The sequence below is a fragment of the Pandoraea sp. NPDC090278 genome (genome assembly GCF_044772185.1).
Classification (GTDB): Bacteria; Pseudomonadota; Gammaproteobacteria; order Burkholderiales; family Burkholderiaceae; genus Pandoraea.
The window spans coordinates 529,035-546,944 of the sequence record NZ_JBIVYJ010000002.1 but is presented as its reverse complement, the minus strand read 5'-3'; the positions used below and the strand labels follow the sequence as shown (position 1 = coordinate 546,944).

16 protein-coding genes, 1 tRNA gene and 1 pseudogene are annotated in these 17,910 nt (G+C 64.0%); 2 read left to right on the top strand and 16 right to left on the bottom strand.

The window, feature by feature from the left end:
- Window positions 1-14 precede the first annotated feature (14 nt).
- The 16 genes and pseudogenes from ACIQWO_RS10755 to def all read right to left on the bottom strand — a co-directional run bounded on the left by ACIQWO_RS10755 (window position 15) and on the right by def (window position 15,820).
- Window positions 15-1,226, bottom strand: coding sequence for a PrgH/EprH family type III secretion apparatus protein (locus ACIQWO_RS10755; RefSeq protein ID WP_402823049.1), 1,212 nt, complete (start codon window positions 1,224-1,226; stop codon window positions 15-17).
- 175 nt (window positions 1,227-1,401) lie between these two features.
- Window positions 1,402-2,148: a tetratricopeptide repeat protein gene (locus tag ACIQWO_RS10750; RefSeq protein WP_402823046.1), complete on the bottom strand. Its 747-nt coding sequence runs from the start codon at window positions 2,146-2,148 to the stop codon at window positions 1,402-1,404.
- Between the two features lie 116 nt (window positions 2,149-2,264).
- The gene (locus tag ACIQWO_RS10745) at window positions 2,265-2,687 is read right to left on the bottom strand and encodes a DsrE family protein (protein WP_150664193.1); all 423 of its coding nucleotides are present in this window, start codon (window positions 2,685-2,687) and stop codon (window positions 2,265-2,267) included.
- Window positions 2,688-2,805: 118 nt separating this feature from the next.
- Window positions 2,806-3,381 (bottom strand): hypothetical protein, encoded by a 576-nt coding sequence (locus tag ACIQWO_RS10740; protein ID WP_402823043.1) that lies wholly within the window; start codon window positions 3,379-3,381, stop codon window positions 2,806-2,808.
- 165 nt (window positions 3,382-3,546) lie between these two features.
- A complete protein-coding gene (queD, locus tag ACIQWO_RS10735; RefSeq protein ID WP_039394613.1) occupies window positions 3,547-3,990 on the bottom strand; it encodes a 6-carboxytetrahydropterin synthase QueD in 444 nt (147 codons plus the stop codon).
- Window positions 3,991-3,999: 9 nt separating this feature from the next.
- Window positions 4,000-4,635, bottom strand: a complete 636-nt coding sequence (queE, locus tag ACIQWO_RS10730) for a 7-carboxy-7-deazaguanine synthase (RefSeq protein ID WP_402823039.1) — start codon at window positions 4,633-4,635, stop codon at window positions 4,000-4,002.
- 26 nt (window positions 4,636-4,661) lie between these two features.
- A complete protein-coding gene (gene queC, locus ACIQWO_RS10725; protein WP_402823036.1) occupies window positions 4,662-5,402 on the bottom strand; it encodes a 7-cyano-7-deazaguanine synthase QueC in 741 nt (246 codons plus the stop codon).
- 291 nt (window positions 5,403-5,693) lie between these two features.
- A tRNA-Phe gene (locus ACIQWO_RS10720) sits at window positions 5,694-5,769 on the bottom strand.
- Between the two features lie 111 nt (window positions 5,770-5,880).
- Window positions 5,881-6,621 (bottom strand): response regulator, encoded by a 741-nt coding sequence (locus ACIQWO_RS10715; RefSeq protein WP_402823034.1) that lies wholly within the window; start codon window positions 6,619-6,621, stop codon window positions 5,881-5,883.
- Window positions 6,622-9,000: an ATP-binding protein gene (locus ACIQWO_RS10710; RefSeq protein ID WP_402823031.1), complete on the bottom strand. Its 2,379-nt coding sequence runs from the start codon at window positions 8,998-9,000 to the stop codon at window positions 6,622-6,624.
- Window positions 9,001-9,235: 235 nt separating this feature from the next.
- Window positions 9,236-9,832: pseudogene (locus tag ACIQWO_RS10705) on the bottom strand (DUF4390 domain-containing protein); the annotation flags it as partial.
- The gene (rsmB, locus tag ACIQWO_RS10700) at window positions 9,829-11,163 is read right to left on the bottom strand and encodes a 16S rRNA (cytosine(967)-C(5))-methyltransferase RsmB (RefSeq protein ID WP_402823028.1); all 1,335 of its coding nucleotides are present in this window, start codon (window positions 11,161-11,163) and stop codon (window positions 9,829-9,831) included. The pseudogene ACIQWO_RS10705 and the gene rsmB, both read right to left, overlap by 4 nt.
- Before the next feature lie 56 nt (window positions 11,164-11,219).
- A complete protein-coding gene (gene htpX / locus ACIQWO_RS10695; RefSeq protein WP_039394597.1) occupies window positions 11,220-12,080 on the bottom strand; it encodes a zinc metalloprotease HtpX in 861 nt (286 codons plus the stop codon).
- Window positions 12,081-12,312: 232 nt separating this feature from the next.
- Complete coding sequence (fmt, locus tag ACIQWO_RS10690; RefSeq protein WP_402823024.1) at window positions 12,313-13,290, bottom strand: methionyl-tRNA formyltransferase; 978 nt, start codon at window positions 13,288-13,290, stop codon at window positions 12,313-12,315.
- Between the two features lie 74 nt (window positions 13,291-13,364).
- Complete coding sequence (locus tag ACIQWO_RS10685) at window positions 13,365-15,233, bottom strand: ArnT family glycosyltransferase (RefSeq protein WP_402823021.1); 1,869 nt, start codon at window positions 15,231-15,233, stop codon at window positions 13,365-13,367.
- Between the two features lie 83 nt (window positions 15,234-15,316).
- Window positions 15,317-15,820 (bottom strand): peptide deformylase, encoded by a 504-nt coding sequence (gene def / locus ACIQWO_RS10680; protein WP_039394591.1) that lies wholly within the window; start codon window positions 15,818-15,820, stop codon window positions 15,317-15,319.
- 129 nt (window positions 15,821-15,949) lie between these two features.
- Between def and dprA the strand changes: the two genes are divergently transcribed.
- Window positions 15,950-17,404: a DNA-processing protein DprA gene (dprA, locus tag ACIQWO_RS10675; protein WP_402823016.1), complete on the top strand. Its 1,455-nt coding sequence runs from the start codon at window positions 15,950-15,952 to the stop codon at window positions 17,402-17,404.
- Between the two features lie 89 nt (window positions 17,405-17,493).
- The gene (locus tag ACIQWO_RS10670) at window positions 17,494-17,883 is read left to right on the top strand and encodes a thioredoxin family protein (RefSeq protein ID WP_402823013.1); all 390 of its coding nucleotides are present in this window, start codon (window positions 17,494-17,496) and stop codon (window positions 17,881-17,883) included.
- Window positions 17,884-17,910: the final 27 nt, after the last annotated feature.

Genomic DNA, 17,910 nt, shown 5'->3' with positions numbered 1-17,910 from the left:
GCTCCTGTGCGGCATTACTGCCGGTTGATAAATCGCCACTGATGCGGTCCGTCTTTCACATATGCGGCCGGACCATACGCATACGATTGCTTTGCCGTCCAGTCGTCGCGCAAGTCGACGTTGAAGTGCACCAGACGCTTGCCCCACCGCTGCTCGAAGGTCCGCATAAAGCCATAGAGACGGCGCAGCTGCACATCGTCGAGTTCCGTGCTGATGTGGAACGTCACGCCTTCCGGCGTATCGGTGCGCAGGAACGGGACCCTCTGACGTTTGAGCGCGTCCTCGGCTTCGCCGTTAGCTTCGGTTTCGTCATGCAGCGTGATGTTCACGCGATGGGCATAGGGAATCCGCTCCAGCAACGCCTGGCGGAACTGCGCCATCTCCACGTCGGACAACCCCTTCTGCTTGCGATTGATCCATAGCTCCGGCACGGCCGGGTCGTCGAGCGAAAGCTTGAAATACACCAGCTCGGTGCGCGTTGTATCGATCCACTGCGTGATGCGCGCGTTCTCTTCGTCGAGTGCGACGAGCACCAGCTTTTCCCGCTTCATGACCTCTGCGCCGAGCGCGCGCGCCAATGCGTTGCGTGCATCGCCGTCTTCCGTCAACACGTAGAGATGACCATCGTTGCCGGGCAACACGGTGGCGTGACCGCCGAGCGATTCGAGATACTCCGACACGCCTTGCGCCTGACGTTGCGGCTCCGAGCGCCAGTAGAAGAACCCGCTTGCGACGAGCAGCACGACGACAGCGCACGACCAGAACGCCTGCTGCCAGCGGCGGCGCCCACGCGCCGGGCTCACCGTGTCGTCGAGCCGCGTCTGAGCGCACAAGCTGCGCTGTACTTCGTCGGACCATGCTGCGTCGACACGCTTCACACCCACGCGAACGTCGCCGATGCGCGCGATCTGCGAGGCGTCGATGGCGACTTCCGCACCGGCACCTTCGTTGAGCACGCGTACGAACAGTCCCTCGCGTCCGGCGTCGTCGACCAGCACTTCGAAGTTGTCGCCACCTTCGCCGTCCATCGGCACATAGATGGCGTTGGGCGGCATTTCCGTCTGCCAGCCGCGATCGAATGTGGGATCGCTGGGACCAATGACGAAGAGCGTCACCCCGGGCGGCAGCGCGAACTCGCAGCCGCGCATAGGGCCAGTCAGCAGACGTAGCACCGCCCCTTGGGGAATGTCGTCGATCTCGTCGGGTCGGAGGTCTGATTCCATCATCTCTTCGCGAGCAAGCGATACCGGACTGTCAGTCGACGTCGTCGGTGTTCGTCGTTCGCGCTCCCCTCAACAATGAATTCGTTGAGGCTGAGAATACCGACCCGGGATCAGCGATTCATGATGGGATTCTTCGCATCCGGGAGATGCGTGATCAGGACTTCAAAAATCCGCTGCGCTATCGCGCGGCTGGTGCGGGCTGAGTGGGCAGAAGGGGGGATGGGCGTTGTGCGCGCTCGCGATTCATGGCGTCGAGCTTGCCCTGAGCGGCGACGTCGCCCTGTGCAGCGGCCTTCTCGTACCACAGGCGTGCGCGCTCGGGATCGGGCGTCACCACGCCGTAGCCACGCTCGTAATAGCTCGCCACGATGTATTGCGATGGCAGGTCGCCGCCGCGCGCCGCTTTTTCGTACCAGGTGAAGGCCGTCTTGTAGTCTTTGGGCACGCCCCGCCCGATGAAGTACTCGTTGGCGATGGCCGCTTGCGCCTGCACGTGGCCCTGCTTCGCGGCTTTCTCGTACCAGAGGTTGGCCTGAGGAATCGATTTGTTCACGACGTAGCCGTCGTCGAACATCTTGCCGTAGACGTATTGCGCCTGCGTCATGCCCGCGTTGGCCGCCCGTTCCAGCCATTGCACAGCGCCGTTGGGATCGGCCGTCACCCCCTCGCCGTTGAGCAGCATCATCGCGTAATCGAACTGCGCCAGGCGATTGCCCTGCTCGGCAGCGCGGCGAAACGCATCGAGCGCCTGCGTTTGCTGGCCCGCCTCGTACTGATGCACGGCCTGGTCGGTGAGAGCCTGCGCTGGCGCCTGTGCGGCAGCGACCGCGTAGGGCACCGGGGCACACGCAACGCCTGCAAGCACGATGACGGCACCGGCAAACACGCGGCGCAGGGCGAACGACGTCGGGACGGTACGGGTCATGGCACACCTCCGGGAACGGACGTACGCCTATTGTGCGCCAAACAAAAAGCCCCGGCTTGGACCGGGGCTTCGGGGTGAGAGCGCGGTCGCGCTATCGTGCTTAGACACTTAAGCGCTTACGGCTTGATGTAGGAATATCCCTTTTGCTGCAAGCGCGTGAGTTCGACCACGCCGGACGGCGTGAAGTCCGCGTCCAGCACGAACTGGTCCTTCTTCAGATTGCGCTGCTTGAGCGTGATTTCGCACACCTCGAACTTGACGCCGCGCGCGTGCAGCGCCGAGATCAGCGGCCCGACGGTCGCCGCATCCTTGTAACTCTCCATCAGAAAATCGACGCCCTGCGAATGCGCGACGACCACGATCTTGGTGTCCGGCACCGTGTCCAGCTGGTTGCGGATGTTGCGCAAGCCTGCGAGTGCTTGATGCTCGGCGTCGTTGATGTGATACACGACCTTGTCTTCCGCAAATGCCGACGTGGCGGGCACAGCAAAAACGGTGAACAGGAATGCGGTCAGCAGGCCGCGCAGCAATGTCTTGATCATGGGAGTCCCCCTTCGCGATATCGGGTGTTGGCGATTGACGTTATAGATGCGAGTTACGTGTAACCAGCCGCATCATAGCGCGACAGCCGGATTCTCGCGATTTGCCGGGGCGACGTCACACGTCGGAGCGCGGATAGCCCGCGTCGAGATAGCGGGAGATGGTGGACTGCTCGTCGTCCTGCGGTGGCGCTGACGGCCTGACAAAGTGGCTTTGCCAGGCATCCTCCGCTGAGTAGGCAGGCGGTGGGCCGGGCGGCAGCAACTCAGGTAGTTGCCCGGGCAACGCGTACGGCGGCGGCGGATCACCGTACGGACGCTGGACTTGTGCAAGCGTGTCGCTCTGCACCTCGGGGGCGCTCGGTTCGGCAGCGATGTAGTGCGGAGGTCTCAGCCCGTCTTCCCTGCCATCTCGGACCGAGCGCACGCTAGCGATATGCGTGCGAAACGCATCGTGTCCACGACGAGCCAAATGCAGTGACGACTCAAGCGTTTGCCTGTCCCTCGCCAGGTTCGCCGTGCGATAGTCCGGCGTCATGTCGATGAGCAACCTGTTCGCCGCCCGATCGAGCGACCCGATGCCGACATCCGAATTGAGGCGGCGAACCGAATATAGCCGGACACCCGTCTCCGAGTCTCGGGCGACGAAATTGTAGGCCGTGGAAATGCGTATCGCGGTGTCTACTCTGGCCATGACTTCTCCGAAAAATGAAAAACCCGCCAGACGCGTGATCTGGCGGGTTTCCACTTTCGGTCAAGCGTTCACCGGCAGCCGTCGCGATTGCGGGTGAAGTATCGGTTCCGTGACATCTCGGGCGTCATCCCAGAGGATAACGGTCGATTCGCGCAAGCCGCGGGCTCAGGCGGTCACTTCCGACCAGCAGTTCGGCGTCTCGTACAAACGCAGACGCACCAGACGCAGGTCGCGACCGTAATGCGCGTCGAACACATGGCTCAGCTTGTCGAACGCGGCAGCCGCGAGATTCTCGACGGTCGGCACGCGGTCGAACACCACGGTCTTGTGGTCGGGCATCGTCTCAAGGAAAGTGCGCACAGCCGTGTCACCTTCGTAAACGAGGAACGCATGGTCCCACACGGAGACCAGATGCTCGTTGGCGAGCGCCTTCACGTCGGCAAAGTCCATCACCATGCCGTTGTCGGACGCACCGCTCTCACGGCTCACTTCGCCTGCAAGCGTGATTTCGAGCACATAGCGATGCCCGTGCAGGTTACGGCACTGGCTTCGGTGATCGGGAATGCGGTGGCCCGCATCGAATTCGAGTTTCCGGGTAATCGTAATCACAGCAACGGCTCAGGGAATATTCAGGTATTTGTGCGTCTGCATCGACAACGACCAGCGCGGGTGCGACTTGCAATAGTCGATCGCCAGCTTGGTATTCGTGTCCCGCAACGGGCCATCCATCGGTTGCAGATAGAAGTGCGTGAAGTCGAGCGCTTCGTAATCGGTCAGCCGCTGACGATCCTGCGGCACCACCACCTTCAGTTCGTCGCCACGCGTGACGACCATTTCGGCATCGGCCTTCGGGCTCACGCACACCCAGTCGATACCTTCAGGAATGGCTTGCGTGCCATTGGTTTCCACGGCAATGCGAAAACCCTCGGCATGCAGCGCAGCGATCAGCGGGGCGTCGAGCTGAAGCAGCGGTTCACCGCCAGTACACACGATGAAGCGGTGCGCGCGGTCATCCTGCGGCCACAGGGCGACGACCTGTGCGACGAGGTCGGCCGGCGTGCGGTACTTGCCGCCGTTCTCGCCATCGGTGCCGACGAAGTCCGTATCGCAGAACTGGCAGACGGCGTCGGCACGGTCCTCTTCGCGCCCGGTCCACAGGTTGCAGCCTGCAAACCGGCAGAACACGGCCGGGCGTCCGGCATTCGCGCCCTCGCCCTGCAATGTGTAGAAGATTTCCTTTACCGCGTACGTCATGATGCTCTCGATTCGACTATGAAGAATCAGACCGCCTGGCGACCCTGATTCTGGTTACCGCGTGCGCGCCACTGCTCGTAGCCGCGCTGGCGCAACTGGCACGCCGGGCATTCGCCACATCCGTAGCCCCACGGGTGCAGCACGCTGCGCTCGCCCAGATAGCACGTGTGCGTGTCTTCGCGCACGGTCTCGACGAGCACGTCGCCGCCCAGATCCTGCGCCATCTGCCACGTATCGGCCTTGTCGATCCACATCAGCGGCGTCTCGACGATGAAGCGCTGGTCCATGCCCAGATTGAGCGCGACCTGAAGCGCCTTCATGGTGTCGTCGCGGCAATCGGGGTAGCCCGAGAAATCCGTCTCGCACATACCGCCGACGAGCACGCGCAAACCGCGGCGATATGCAATGGTCGCACCAATCGTCAGAAACAGCAGATTTCGTCCCGGCACGAAAGTGTTCGGCAGATTGTTCGCCGCCATCGCAATCGTGGTTTCGCGGGTGAGCGAGGTTTCGCTGATCTGACCGAGAATCGACAGGTCGATCATGTGATCGTCGCCCATTCGCGGCGCCCAATGCGGAAAACGTTCGCGGAGCTTGGCCAGCACGTCGGTGCGGCATTCCAGCTCGACGCTATGGCGCTGGCCGTAATCGAAACCCAGCGTCTCGACGCGCGCGTAGCGCGAGAGCGCCCACGCGAGGCAGGTGGTCGAATCCTGTCCACCGGAGAACAGAACCAGAGCGGAATCGGTGCTTGTCGTCATGATCATGCGCTAGCAGTATCGCCCTTGCCGTCGGAGCATCGAGGCATCGCGACAGTGGGGGCCGGGGCACGCGCTAGCGGCTGCCATCGAAGATCGGACCTTTCGGACATTCGGGACGTACGGAAACCGAAGTCTCGACGTCCCCGGACCTTCCGGGCAACCCGCGTGCGGGAGTTGTCACGCGATTTTGAACCGCGTTGCCCCGCGCAGCTATCGCCGGGCCGTTATACCCATCATCGGGCAGCGTTTTCGGTCAAACGCAAAAAGGGCTTGCGATATGCGCAAGCCCTTCGAATTTGGTGGCCTGGGTCGGAATCGAACCAACGACACGCGGATTTTCAATCCGCTGCTCTACCAACTGAGCTACCGGGCCAAGAGAAAAGCGATTATAGAGAACGAATACGCTTTGCGCAAGCCCTTCCTCTAAAAAATCTGCAGCGAAGCGGCATGACGGCGCCATTGCGCGCGCCACACCGCCGTTCCATCAGGTCTTGCTCTTGGAAAGTTCGACGCCCAGTTGCTTGAGCTTACGATACAAGTGCGTGCGTTCCAGCCCGGTCTTCTCGGCCACGCGCGTCATGCTGCCGTGTTCCTTGGCCAGATGGTAAGCAAAGTAAGCGCGTTCGAAGGCGTCGCGGGCTTCGCGCAGCGGGACGTCGAAGGAGATGTCCGCCGACATGCCTGCACCGGCAAGACCGCTCACGCCGTCTGCATCGCTCACGCCGAGCGGCACGTGATGCGAGGCCGTACCATTCAGGCCCGCCCCCGCGTGACGCGGCTCGCTCTCGCCGAAGACACCGGCTTCGAGCGCCTCATCATCGCCTTCGAAGGCGCTTGCCGCCCCACCGGACGCTTCGCGTTTGCCGCGCGCCAGCCCCTGCTCCACCGCCTGCAACAGCTTTTGCAGGGCGATGGGCTTCTCGAGGAAGTTGAGCGCGCCGATCTTCGTCGCCTCGACGGCGGTGTCGATCGTGGCATGCCCGGACATCATGATCACGGGCATGGTCAGCAACTGCTGTGCCGCCCATTCCTTGAGCAAGGTCACGCCGTCGGTATCGGGCATCCAGATATCGAGCAGCACGAGATCGGGCGTGTGTGCGGCACGGAAAGCGCGCGCTTCCTGCGCGTTCTCCGCCACCTCCACGGCATGCCCCTCGTCGCTCAGAATCTCCGAGAGCAGCTCCCGGATCCCCATTTCGTCATCCACCACCAAAATGGTTGCCATTTACGCTACCTTCGTGTGTTCTGCCGGCTTGCTGCGCGGCAGTTCCTGGTCGTCAGCCAATTGAGTAAACAAGATCGAAATCTGTGCACCTGCACTGCCTTCGCCCTCGGGTAAAGACCGGTTACGGATATCGATACGCGCCTGATGCTCGTCGATGATCTTCTTGACCATCGCCAACCCGAGCCCGGTGCCCTTCGACTTGGTCGTCACGTAGGGTTCGAATGCACGGGTCAGAATGCGCGCCGGAAAGCCCGGCCCATTGTCCGTGATCGTCAGACGCACTGCTGTGCGCTTCGGTTCGCCGGGATGCACATCCGTTCCTGCGTATTCTACTGTCTTCGTTTCCACCGTGATAAGAGGGTTTTCGGTTCCGCCGACCGCATCTTGAGCATTCTGCAGCAGATTATGGATAACCTGCCGCAATTGCGTCGAGTCTCCGCGAATTTCCGGCAGCTCGGCATCGAGGTACGGACGGATCGTGCCGCGCCCCTCATCCACACCGTACAACGTCAATACCTCGCCAATCAGCTCGTTAAGTTGCAACGGATGCATGATCGCGGGCGGCAGTCGCGCATAGTCGCGGAAATCGTCCACCATGCGTTTCATCGCCGCCACCTGATTGACGATGGTCGTCGCGCCCTTGCGCAGCACTTCGGCGTCGGCCGGCGGCAGCTTGTCGAACAGCTTCATCTGCAAACGTTCCGCCGAGAGCTGAATCGGCGTGAGCGGATTCTTGATCTCGTGCGCCAGACGTCGCGCCACTTCGGCCCATGCCACCGAGCGCTGCGCAGAGATCACGTCGCTGATGTCGTCGAACACCACCACGTAGCCGCCGCCTGCGCTGGTCGGCACCCCGGCCACCGCCACCATCGGCTCCGGCAGATGCGAGCCGCGCACCAGCAGCGTCACGCCGTCGGTTTCGCCTGGCAGCGTCAGACCGATCTGCTGCTGCCAGTGCCCGCCCGGACCGAGGTCGGCATTGGCGTCGCGATCGGCGAACGCGCGACGCAGCGTTTCACCGAACTCTACCAGCGCCGGAATATGTGCGGGCGAGCGATTCAATTCACCCTGAAAACTTTGCTTGAAGATGCGCTCGGCGCCCGCGTTGGCCGTCGTCAGTCGGAAATCGCGGTCGAACACGAACACACCCGCCGTCAGGCTCGACAGAATGGACTCCAGGTGCGCCTTCGAACTTTCCAGCGCGAGACGGTTGCGCTCCACCGTGGCGCGCGCGTCGGACAACTGGCGCGTCATCGCATTGAACGCCTGCGTCAGGAAACCCAGTTCGTCATTGGTGCGCACTTCCCCCTTGGGCGACAAGTCGCCAGCCGCGACTTCCTGCGTGCCGCGTGCGAGCAGGAACAGCGGACGCGCCAGCTGACTGCCGAGTGCCAGCGCGAGCATCATCGCCACGAAGGTCGCAAGGAACAGCGATAGCGTCAGCGTACCGATGTACATCTTGCGAAGGCCCGTGCGTCCCAACGCCTTCTCCTGATATTCGCGATAAGCGTTCTGCACGGCCTCGGCGCTCTTGGCCAGATTGGCCGGGACCAGTTGGGTGACTTGCAGAAACCGTTCGTCGTCCTGCAACGACGACGTGTAACTCGACGGAATGCGGATCACCACCCGCCAGCGCAACTGATCGTGTCCTTCGTGCCGGTCGTAGCCTTCGCTGCCACCTTCGATGGCCGTGTAGCCACGTGGCTGCGTGCGCGCTTGTCGCAACATCAGCGTCGTGGGCAGATCGGGCACCAGCGCGTTGAAGTTGCCGGAGGCCGAGGCCAGCACGCGACCGTTGCCGTCGACGATGGTCGCGTCCTGCAAGCCGAACTGATCTCGCATGCGTAGCAGCGTGAGCGTGCCGCCCTTCTCGCCGCTCGATGCCAGATTGTCGGCCACCAGTTGCGCCTTCGCACTCAGATCGGACAGACCGTTGTTCAGGATCGCGCGCCCGAGTTCGAGACCGGAATCGAGCGCCGTTTCGACCCGCACGTCGAACCACGATTCAATGCTGCGCGAGACGAATTGCAGCGACACGAGATAGATGATGCCGCCCGGCAGCACGCCCACCAGCGCGAAGAAGATTGCGAGCTTGGCGAGCAGTCGCGTGCCGAAACGTCGCTGGCGCAGCCGCACGAGAATGATCCAGACGAGCGCGCCGACGATGAAGACGAAGATGAATGCGACCGCGATATTCGCGGTGTAGAGCAGCGAATAGTAGCGATCGAAGAATTCGGTATTGGCCGACGCGAGCGCAAGCAGGCCGAACAGACCGATGGCGACCAGCGCCATCGTGACGATCAGCGTGCGGATGACGATGTGCTTGAGCAGGCCGCCGCCGTTATTTGACACGGGCAGCTCCGGGCGGGAGGGCCGCATTGAAGGCCAGTGGCAATTTGCTCGTCGAACGCGAAACGGCGTTCGCAGGACTCGTCGCATCGGGCGACGCAGTCATGCCCGTCAGGCCGAAGCTCGCAGGTGCGGCAGACGGTGCCAGCGTGATCGGCGCAACTGCGGCAGAAGCCGATGTCGACGCGGAAGCAGATGCCGCCACGGGCAGCGCCGCAGCAACGCCTGCCACCGCCGGTGCGGACAAGCTCGCCGACGCCGGCGGTTGCGCGGGGGTGAACAGGAAGCGCGTCCAGTCAGAACTGAGGTTCCAGTCGCGATTGTTCACCGCGTCGATCTGGAACGGCTTGGGCATGAGCGCGTTGTCGAGCCGCATGCGCACCGACACCTGATACTGCGTGCCCGGCTTGGCCACGCCCTTCTCGATCACGCGCCAGCCGCTGACATTGCGCACGAGCGCGAGTGCTTCGCGCAACGAACCGAAGCCGAGTTGCAGGCCGCCGCTGTTGCTGTTGCCGTTATTGCTGGAGACACGGTACTGACGCGTGAGCGGCTGGAACCACAACCGCACGCTCTGAGACGTATTCACGACCTTTTCGTCGAACCAGTACCAGCGCGAGCGGGTCAGTTCGAAGTCCGTCGTGAAATAGAGGGAGATGCCGCGATTGACGGCATCTTCGAGACTGCTATTGAGCTCGAAGGCGAAGCGTGCGTCGAGCGACCAGCCGCCGTCCGACGGTTCGAGCCGGGCCTCGCGCACCTGGATTTCGTTTTCGGCGCGCGCGGGTGCCGCGTAGCCGAGCGCAAAAACGCACAGCAGCAGTGGCAGCAGGCAGGCCAGTAGCCGTTGGGAGAAAGTCACCGTTTCTGGAAGCGAGCGTAGTAGAAGCCGTCGTGGGCGCCGCCAGGGGTCATCAGCAATTGCCCGGGAGCGTCCAATCGTACCGCATCTGTGCGAACACGTTCAAACCATTGCGCTTGCTCCTCGTTTTCCGCCGGAAAGACAGAGCACGTCGCATAGATCAGTTCGCCGCCCACGGCCAGCGTCTCCCACAGCGCGAGCAGAATCCGGCGCTGCTCTTCGACCAGCGCGGCAATATCGGCCTCGCGACGCAACCAGCGAATGTCCGGATGACGGCGCACGATGCCCGCCGCCGAACACGGCACGTCGGCCAGAATACGGTCGAACGGCACGCCGTCCCATCCCCCGCCGGACCATTTCGACGGATTGCCCGCATCGCCAATGCGCACATCCGCTTCCAGCCCGAGACGTTCGAGATTCTCGTAGATGCGCGGCACGCGCGTGCGGTCCGATTCGAGCGCCGTGACCTGCACGTCCGCCATTTCCAGCAGATGACCGGTCTTGCCGCCAGGGGCTGCGCAGGCATCCAGCACGCGCATGCCCGGCGTCGGATTGTCGCCCAGCACCAACGGCGCAGCCAGTTGTGCACCGGCATCCTGCACCGAGACCCATCCGTCGGCGAAACCGGGCAGACGATCGACCGGCACCGCCTGCGCCAGACGCAGCGCCACCGGGCCAATGACCTCGGCCTCCATGCCCGCCTGCGTCAGCGCCGCCTGCATGGCGTCCACGCTGACACGACGCGTGTTCACGCGCAGCGTCATCGGCCCCCGGCCATTACCAGCAGCCAGCAGCGTCTCCCATTGGTCGGGATAGGCGCTACGCACGGTGTCGATCCACCAAGTCGGGTAATTCCAGCGCGCTTCGGGTTGCGTCTCGATCTGCGCCATCAACGCGCTGCGCTCACGCAGGAAGCGTCGCAGCACCGCGTTGGCCAGCCCCTTCGCCGCCGCCGTGCGACGCTGCGCGGCAATGGCTTCGACCGCCTGATCGACGACCGTAAATTCGGTGTACGCAGCACCTTCGGCATCGTCTTGCAGCAACGCGAGGGCACACAGGAGGATGTCGCGCACGCGTGCCTGCAATGCTGGCTTGACGAGCACGGCGAGCAACGCGCGGCTGCTGCCCAGACGTCGCACGGCGCGGTAGGCGAGATCTTGCGTGGCAGCACGCACGGTCGGTGCGCACTGTGCGGTGGCTTGCGTCAGCGCCTGCGGCAATGCGGTGCCCTTCTGGACGGATTCGACGGCCTGTGCGGCGCGTTGCAGCACATAGGCCAGGGATTCGGTGGGCAGACTCGGTTGCGGCATGGGTGTTCTACAAACAAACATGCCCGCACGACGGCGGGCATGGGAGGGTAACTGGACGGCTGTCGGCCGACAGGATATCAGACGGGGTATTGGCCGGTGCGCGCCATCTCCATCAGACGCGCCACGCGCTCTTCGGTCGCCGGGTGGGTCGAGAACAGGTTCGCGAGCCGCCCGCCGGACAGCGGATTCATGATCATCATCTGCGCCGTGGCCGGGTGCTGCTCGGCCGTATCGAACGGAATCCCTTGCGCGTAACGATGAATCTTGTCGAGTGCCATCGCGAGCGACTGCGGGTCGCCGGAGATCTCTGCACCGCCCCGGTCGGCTTCGAATTCACGGGCGCGCGAGATCGCCATCTGGATCAGCGAGGCGGCCAGCGGCGCGAGAATCGCCACGGCAATGCTGGCGATCGGATTGGCCGGACGGCCGTTTTCGTCGCGTCCACCGAAGAACATCGCGAAGTTGGCGAGCGCGGAAATCGCACCGGCCATCGTGGCGGAAATCGTCGAGATGAGAATGTCGCGATGCTTCACGTGGGCCAGCTCGTGCGCCATCACGCCACGCAGCTCACGGTCGGAGAGCACGCGCAGAATGCCGGTCGTGGCCGCCACCGCAGCGTTCTCAGGATTGCGGCCGGTCGCGAACGCGTTCGGGGCGTCTTCGTTGATCAGATAAACCTTCGGCATCGGCAGACCGGCACGCTGCGACAACTCCCGCACCATGTTGTAGAACTGCGGTGCGCTGGTCTCGTCGACTTGCTGCGCGTTGTACATGCGCAGCACCATCTTGTCCGAGAACCAGTACGAAAAGAAATTCATCGCGAGCGCGAACGCCAGCGCGAGCATCATGCCCTGCTTGCCGCCGATCATGCCACCCACCACCATGAACAACGCGGTGATGGCCGCCATCAGCAGGGTGGTCTTCATCCAATTGAACATAGTGTTCTCCTCTGCAAATCCTTGATGACCTCATGGATCACGCACTTTGCGTGTCCTCGGGCGTTAGATGGCGTCGCTTAACGAAAATTCAACGTCCCCGGCGCCAGTGTCGACTAATTTTTCAGACGTTCACCGGGTTTGCATGCGACTTCGAAGACGTTTTACGCCATTTTCGCGCTGTTTTGATGTCCGGAACGTCGAATCCCAAAATCAATCGGAAGGCGCGAAACGCTCAGCTCGTCGCGCCAGCCGTGAAGACGTCTCCCGTCGCCAGCGCAAAGCCCGCCAGGAACTCTCGCACCGGCAGGCGCTTGCCGCCCGGCTTCTGGCACTCGGTCACGCGCAGCGCGCCTTCGCCGCAGGCGATGACGATGGCGTCAGCGCTCACTTCGAGCACCGTGCCGGGGGCAATACCCGGCTTGCCCGCCACGGCGCTCGCGCGCCAGAGCTTCACGGGCGTGTCGTGCACGGTGCCGAGCGCGCCGGGGAACGGATCGAACGCCCGCACCTGCCGCGCCAGCGTTTCGGCGGGCTTGTGCCAGTCGAGCACCGCTTCCTGCTTGGCGATCTTCTCGGCGTACGTGACGCCCGCCTCGGGCTGCGCTTCGGACGGCAGATGGCCGTCGCGTGCGAGCCGTTGCAACGCCTCGACGATCATCTTTCCGCCCAGCGCCGCCATACGGTCATGCAGCGTCGCCGTCGTATCTTCGGGACCGATGGGTTCGGCTTCGCGTGAAATCATCGCACCGGTGTCGAGCCCGGCGTCCATCTGCATGATGGTGATGCCGGTCTCGGCGTCGCCCGATTCGATGGCACGGTGAATCGGCGCAGCGCCACGCCAGCGGGGGAGCAGCGAGCCGTGGATGTTCAGACAGCCGTAGCGCGGCAGATCGAGCACTTCCTGCGGGAGGATCAGGCCGTAGGCCGCCACCACCATGACGTCGGGCGCGAGGGCGCGCAATTGCTCGATGGCCGCGGTGGCCTCTTCCGGATACTTGCCGTTACGGCGCAGCGACGGGGGCTGCGCCACCGGCATGCCGTGTTCCTGGGCGTAGCGTTTGACGGGACTCGCCTGAAGCTTCATACCACGTCCAGCGGGACGATCGGGCTGAGTAAGCACCAACTCCACAGAGAAGCCAGCGGCATCGATGGCGGCGAGCGCGGTTTGTGCGAATTCCGGTGTCCCGGCGAAAACGATGCGAAGCGTCATGATGGACTTCCTCCTGCGGGGTGCTGACTTGGTGCAAATTGAGTGCTGCCGGGGGCCCCGGCGGATGCGACGACTTACTGAACGGCGGCGGGTGCCGCCGAAGCAGCAGAAGCCGTGGCGGGCGCTGCGGGCGTGGTCGGCACGAATGCCCGGAAACGCTCGTTCGTGTCGCCTGCGCGGCCGCCCTGCCAGATCTCGCGCCAGGCATCCGGCACCGCGATGCGGTTCGCCGCCTTGTCGAGCACCAGCAGCGTGTCGCAGCGTGAAGCGTCATCGAGACTCGGGAGCTGCACCGGGCGCACGTCGATGAAATAGTCGAGCATGGCCCGCTCCGATTCACCCACGTTGAACGAGCCGATGCAAGCGCTCGCTCCGGATTTTCCTGCCCCTGTCGTCTCCGTCGTCTTCATGGCTTTCGTTGCCCGCGGCACTTGCGACAGCGCCTCATGCAACGCGGCGAACGGCGTGCGATAGCTGCGCGCTTCGTTGACCCACGGCAGCAGCAGCGTCGAGAGCGTTCCCCAGACGAACATCAGCCCGGCGAAACCGAACACCAGTGCACCGAGCGCACGGCGATGCACGATGGCCGTCACCCACAATGCCGCGATGACGAGACCTGCGAGGAACAACCCCGGCGAGAACGGCAGCACGTAATCGAGCGGCAACCATTTGCCGATCGGGCCTGCGGCGACGTGTCCGTTCCCGGTCAGTTGCAACCCCCAGCGCACCCAGAGGAACACGCCAAGCACGCTCATAAGCACCAGCGCCACGCCCGACCACGTCTTCTCCAGCCACGTCGGCAGACGCACGCCTGCGCCCAGCACGGCGATGGCCGGGAAGAGCGACAACATATAGATATCGCGGATGGCCGACGACACTACCAGCGTCAACACGAACAGCACGGCGTAGAGCCACAGCATGGCGAGTTCGGGGTGTTCGCCGACGAAGCGTCGCAGACGTCTGCTCGCGCCTTGGCGCAGTTGCGATATCACCGCCCCCACGGCGAGCCAGCCCGCCGGGAAGGTCAGCCCGAGCAAGCTGGTCACGTCGTTCCAGTACGACTTGCGCTCGCCCCCGAGATGCACGAAGCCGAAGAACCGGCCGAAGTTGTTATCCCAGAACCACTCGATGAACAGCGGCTCAGACGCGTGCCAGAACAGCATCGGCCAGACGATCAGCCACGGCAGCGATGCGAGCAATGCCCAGCCGAGCGCCGCCACGTAACGACGCGTGCGATACGCGGGCAACACGAAGACGGCCAGCGCCGTGAGGCCGAGCACACCGGGAACGAGCAAGCCTTTGCTGAGGAACGCGATGCCAGCGCCCGTGCCGAAGAGTAGCCCCCACAGACGGGCGGAATTCTCGGCTCGGGCCAGACGCGCGAGCGCCGCCAGCGCGAGTGCGGCACCGGCCAGTTGCGGCACGTCGGCCGTGAGTTTGTGAATGTTTTCGATGGCCCCGAAGCTGCCGACCATGAGCATCGGCGCGAGCCAGTTGAAGGTGCCGGTGCCGTAGAGGCGCTGCGCCAGACGTCCTACGCAGATCACGGCAATGACGAGCCACACGAGCACCGCGAACTGCGCACCCTGGAACACCGGCAGCACGGCGGAAGTCGCACGCGCGAACATCGCCCCCGTCCAGTACATGACGGGCGGCTTCTCGACGAACGGATCGGCGGCCACGCGCGGCACGATCAGATCGTGCCCCCGGAAGAAGTTGAGCACCATACCGACCGAATACGGCTCGTCGGCTTTCCAGGGGTCGCGGTCGAACTGGCCCGCGAGCAGGAACGCGAACAGCAGCGCGGCGCTCAGCCAGAAAACAAAACGGGTACGGGAAGACAACGTAGGCGTGGCGATGGACATCTCGTCAGACAGTCGGGGTGATTGGCCCGACGGCAGACGTTCGAGACGCCCCGTCGCAGCAGCAGAAGGCGGGCGCATGGCCCGCGAGCGCTGCAAGTATAGAGGACTTTACCGGCGCACCCAAACCTGTCGGCAAGGGGTGATTGGGTGCGCCGTAGCGATCAGGCGCGTTCGGCCTGCTTCTTCATCTTCGCCTTGATGCGGTTGCGCTTGAGCGGCGAGAGGTACTCGACGAACACGCGTCCCTTGAGGTGATCCATTTCGTGCTGAATGCACACGGCGAGCAGATCGTCGGCGTCGATGACGAACTTCTCGCCCTTCTCGTTGAGCGCTTCGACGCGCACACGATCGGCGCGCTCGACTTCGTCGTAAATGCCCGGCACGGAGAGGCAGCCCTCTTCGTAGACCTTCTGTTCGTCGCTACGCCACACGATCTTCGGATTGATGAACACGCGCAGTTCGTCGCGCGTTTCCGAGAGGTCCATCACGATGACTTGCTCGTGCACGTCGACCTGCGTGGCCGCGAGGCCGATGCCGGGGGCGTCGTACATGGTCTCGGCCATGTCCTTGACGAGTTGACGGATCCGGTCGTCCACCTCAGTGACCGGCTTGGCCACCTTGTGCAGACGCGGATCGGGATATTGAAGAATTGTCAGTAATGCCATGATGAAAACGGGAATTCGCCGCATTGCCTGTTGGGCGGGCGCACACGCAAAATCGTGCGATGACGGATGCGAGCGGCAATGCCTGTCACACGCCCCGTCTGCTCTGGCCCCCCGGTCAATGCTTACCGGATGATGAAAAATTTTAGCATAGCGCTATCGTCGACGCTGGCGGCCGACGCGCCCCCTGCCACCCGTGACGCCCGTCCCGCCTGCCTCACGAGCCATTCCTGCGCGTTGGGGAACGAGAATCCCGCCCAATTCGAGGCAACGCTTTCCAATGGGCAGATCGGTGCGGACCGAGAGGAAATCAAGGACTGGTTGCGCTTGTGCCACACGCCGGGTGTGCCGCCAGCGGCGGTCCGACGTCTGCTCTCAGCCTTCGGTCCGCCCGGCGCAATCTTCGGGGCGTCGCGCGGCGCGTTGTCCGACGTGGTGCCGGTGGACGTCGTCGGGCGGTTGCTGGCGCGCACGTCTGCCGAATTGTCGACGCAAATTGCCAGCACGCTCGAATGGGCGGGTCGACCAGGATGCGCCGTCGTCACTCTGTCCGAAACCGCCTATCCGCGCGCGTTGCTGACGTTACTGACGCTCGGCGACACACCGCCGATCCTGTACTGCCGGGGCGACGTAACACTGGTCAACCGGTCGGGAGACGGCGGTGAGCGGGCCGTGGCGATAGTCGGCAGCCGTCGCGCTTCGCCACAGGGACGCGACAACGCACGGCACTTCGCCCGGGTGCTGGGGGACGCTGGGGTTGCCGTCGTGTCAGGGCTTGCGGCGGGGATCGACGCGGCCGCCCATGAAGGCGCACTGGAGACGTCCGGGGGCACGTGTGCGGTCGTCGGCACTGGCGCGGACATCGTCTACCCGACACACCATCGCGTACTGGCCGAAAAGATCGCCGAACGGGGCCTGATGTTGTCCGCGTTTCCGATCGGCACACCGCCCCGGCCCGAGCACTTCCCCCGTCGAAACCGGCTGATCGCGGCACTCGCCCGGTGTACGACCGTCATCGAAGCAACCACGCACTCCGGCTCGCTCATTACGGCGCGCCTTGCCGGTGAATTGGGACGCGACGTCCTGGCCGTCCCCGGATCGATTCACTCGCCGCACAGCCAGGGCTGCCACGTGCTCATTCGGGACGGGGCCACCCTCGTCGCTTCGCCGGACGACGTGCTGGAAGCCCTCGGTATGACGCCATCCGTCCCGGAACGCACCGTCCGTGGCGAGCGCAAGCGTCAACGTCGCCCCTCGCCCTCCCGGGCAAGCGGCGCAACGCCGGATCACGGCAGACGGAACGCTCAAGGCGGCAATGACGGGAACGCAGCGCCCCTGCCGGGAGTCCACGTCAGTCTGAAGCAGGCGAAGGCGGACGTGAGCCCGGTCGGCCCCGCAGACGCTCCGGCGGGCATGACAGCGGTTCTGAAAGCGCTGGGGTATGATCCCGTCAACGCGGACACCCTCTGCGAGCGCACCGGCCTCGGTATTGCCGACGTGCTGGCGCAACTGGGCGCACTGGAACTCGGCGGCCATGTCGCCCGTCTGCCGGGCGGCCGGTTCAGCCGACGGACTTTAGCCGACTGATGTCGGCCCACTGCAGTCCTGCCACGAGGGTCAAACAACGCGCTTCTGCCCGTCACCCCCAAAACACAGCAACCGATATCACCGACACCATGCCCGTTTTCGATCCCGTCGCCGACCGTTCTGCACTGGCTGCCGCGCTGGCCGGGGGCAACAAGCGTCTCGTGGCCTGTCTGTGCGCGGCGTGGTGCGGCACCTGCCGTGAATACGCGCAAACCTTCGAGCAACTGGCCGCGAAGCATCCCGAGCTGTGTTTCGTCTGGGTGGATATCGAAACGCACGCCGACTGGCTCGACGACCACGACATCGAGAATTTCCCGACATTACTGGTTCAGGATGCACCGCAATCGGCCGGTCAGGCTCGCTTCTTCGGCCCGGTACTGCCAGCCATCGGGATTCTCGAGCGCATGCTCGACGCCGACGTGCTGGGCAACGCCACGGTCGCGGCCCCCGCGCTGCGCGAGCATCTGCGGGCCGCGTGAGCCCGCGTCGGCCCCACCCTTGCCGAC

What these genes read in the sequence shown, in the direction of transcription:
- ACIQWO_RS10755 (WP_402823049.1), bottom strand. Translation starts at nt 1,226, where the DNA reads ATGATGGAATCAGACCTCCGACCCGACGAGATCGACGACATTCCCCAA.
- ACIQWO_RS10750 (WP_402823046.1), bottom strand. Translation starts at nt 2,148, where the DNA reads ATGACCCGTACCGTCCCGACGTCGTTCGCCCTGCGCCGCGTGTTTGCC.
- ACIQWO_RS10740 (WP_402823043.1), bottom strand. Translation starts at nt 3,381, where the DNA reads ATGGCCAGAGTAGACACCGCGATACGCATTTCCACGGCCTACAATTTC.
- queE (WP_402823039.1), bottom strand. Translation starts at nt 4,635, where the DNA reads ATGACGTACGCGGTAAAGGAAATCTTCTACACATTGCAGGGCGAGGGC.
- queC (WP_402823036.1), bottom strand. Translation starts at nt 5,402, where the DNA reads ATGATCATGACGACAAGCACCGATTCCGCTCTGGTTCTGTTCTCCGGT.
- ACIQWO_RS10715 (WP_402823034.1), bottom strand. Translation starts at nt 6,621, where the DNA reads ATGGCAACCATTTTGGTGGTGGATGACGAAATGGGGATCCGGGAGCTG.
- ACIQWO_RS10710 (WP_402823031.1), bottom strand. Translation starts at nt 9,000, where the DNA reads ATGCGGCCCTCCCGCCCGGAGCTGCCCGTGTCAAATAACGGCGGCGGC.
- rsmB (WP_402823028.1), bottom strand. Translation starts at nt 11,163, where the DNA reads ATGTTTGTTTGTAGAACACCCATGCCGCAACCGAGTCTGCCCACCGAA.
- htpX (WP_039394597.1), bottom strand. Translation starts at nt 12,080, where the DNA reads ATGTTCAATTGGATGAAGACCACCCTGCTGATGGCGGCCATCACCGCG.
- fmt (WP_402823024.1), bottom strand. Translation starts at nt 13,290, where the DNA reads ATGACGCTTCGCATCGTTTTCGCCGGGACACCGGAATTCGCACAAACC.
- ACIQWO_RS10685 (WP_402823021.1), bottom strand. Translation starts at nt 15,233, where the DNA reads ATGCGCCCGCCTTCTGCTGCTGCGACGGGGCGTCTCGAACGTCTGCCG.
- def (WP_039394591.1), bottom strand. Translation starts at nt 15,820, where the DNA reads ATGGCATTACTGACAATTCTTCAATATCCCGATCCGCGTCTGCACAAG.
- dprA (WP_402823016.1), top strand. Translation starts at nt 15,950, where the DNA reads ATGATGAAAAATTTTAGCATAGCGCTATCGTCGACGCTGGCGGCCGAC.
- ACIQWO_RS10670 (WP_402823013.1), top strand. Translation starts at nt 17,494, where the DNA reads ATGCCCGTTTTCGATCCCGTCGCCGACCGTTCTGCACTGGCTGCCGCG.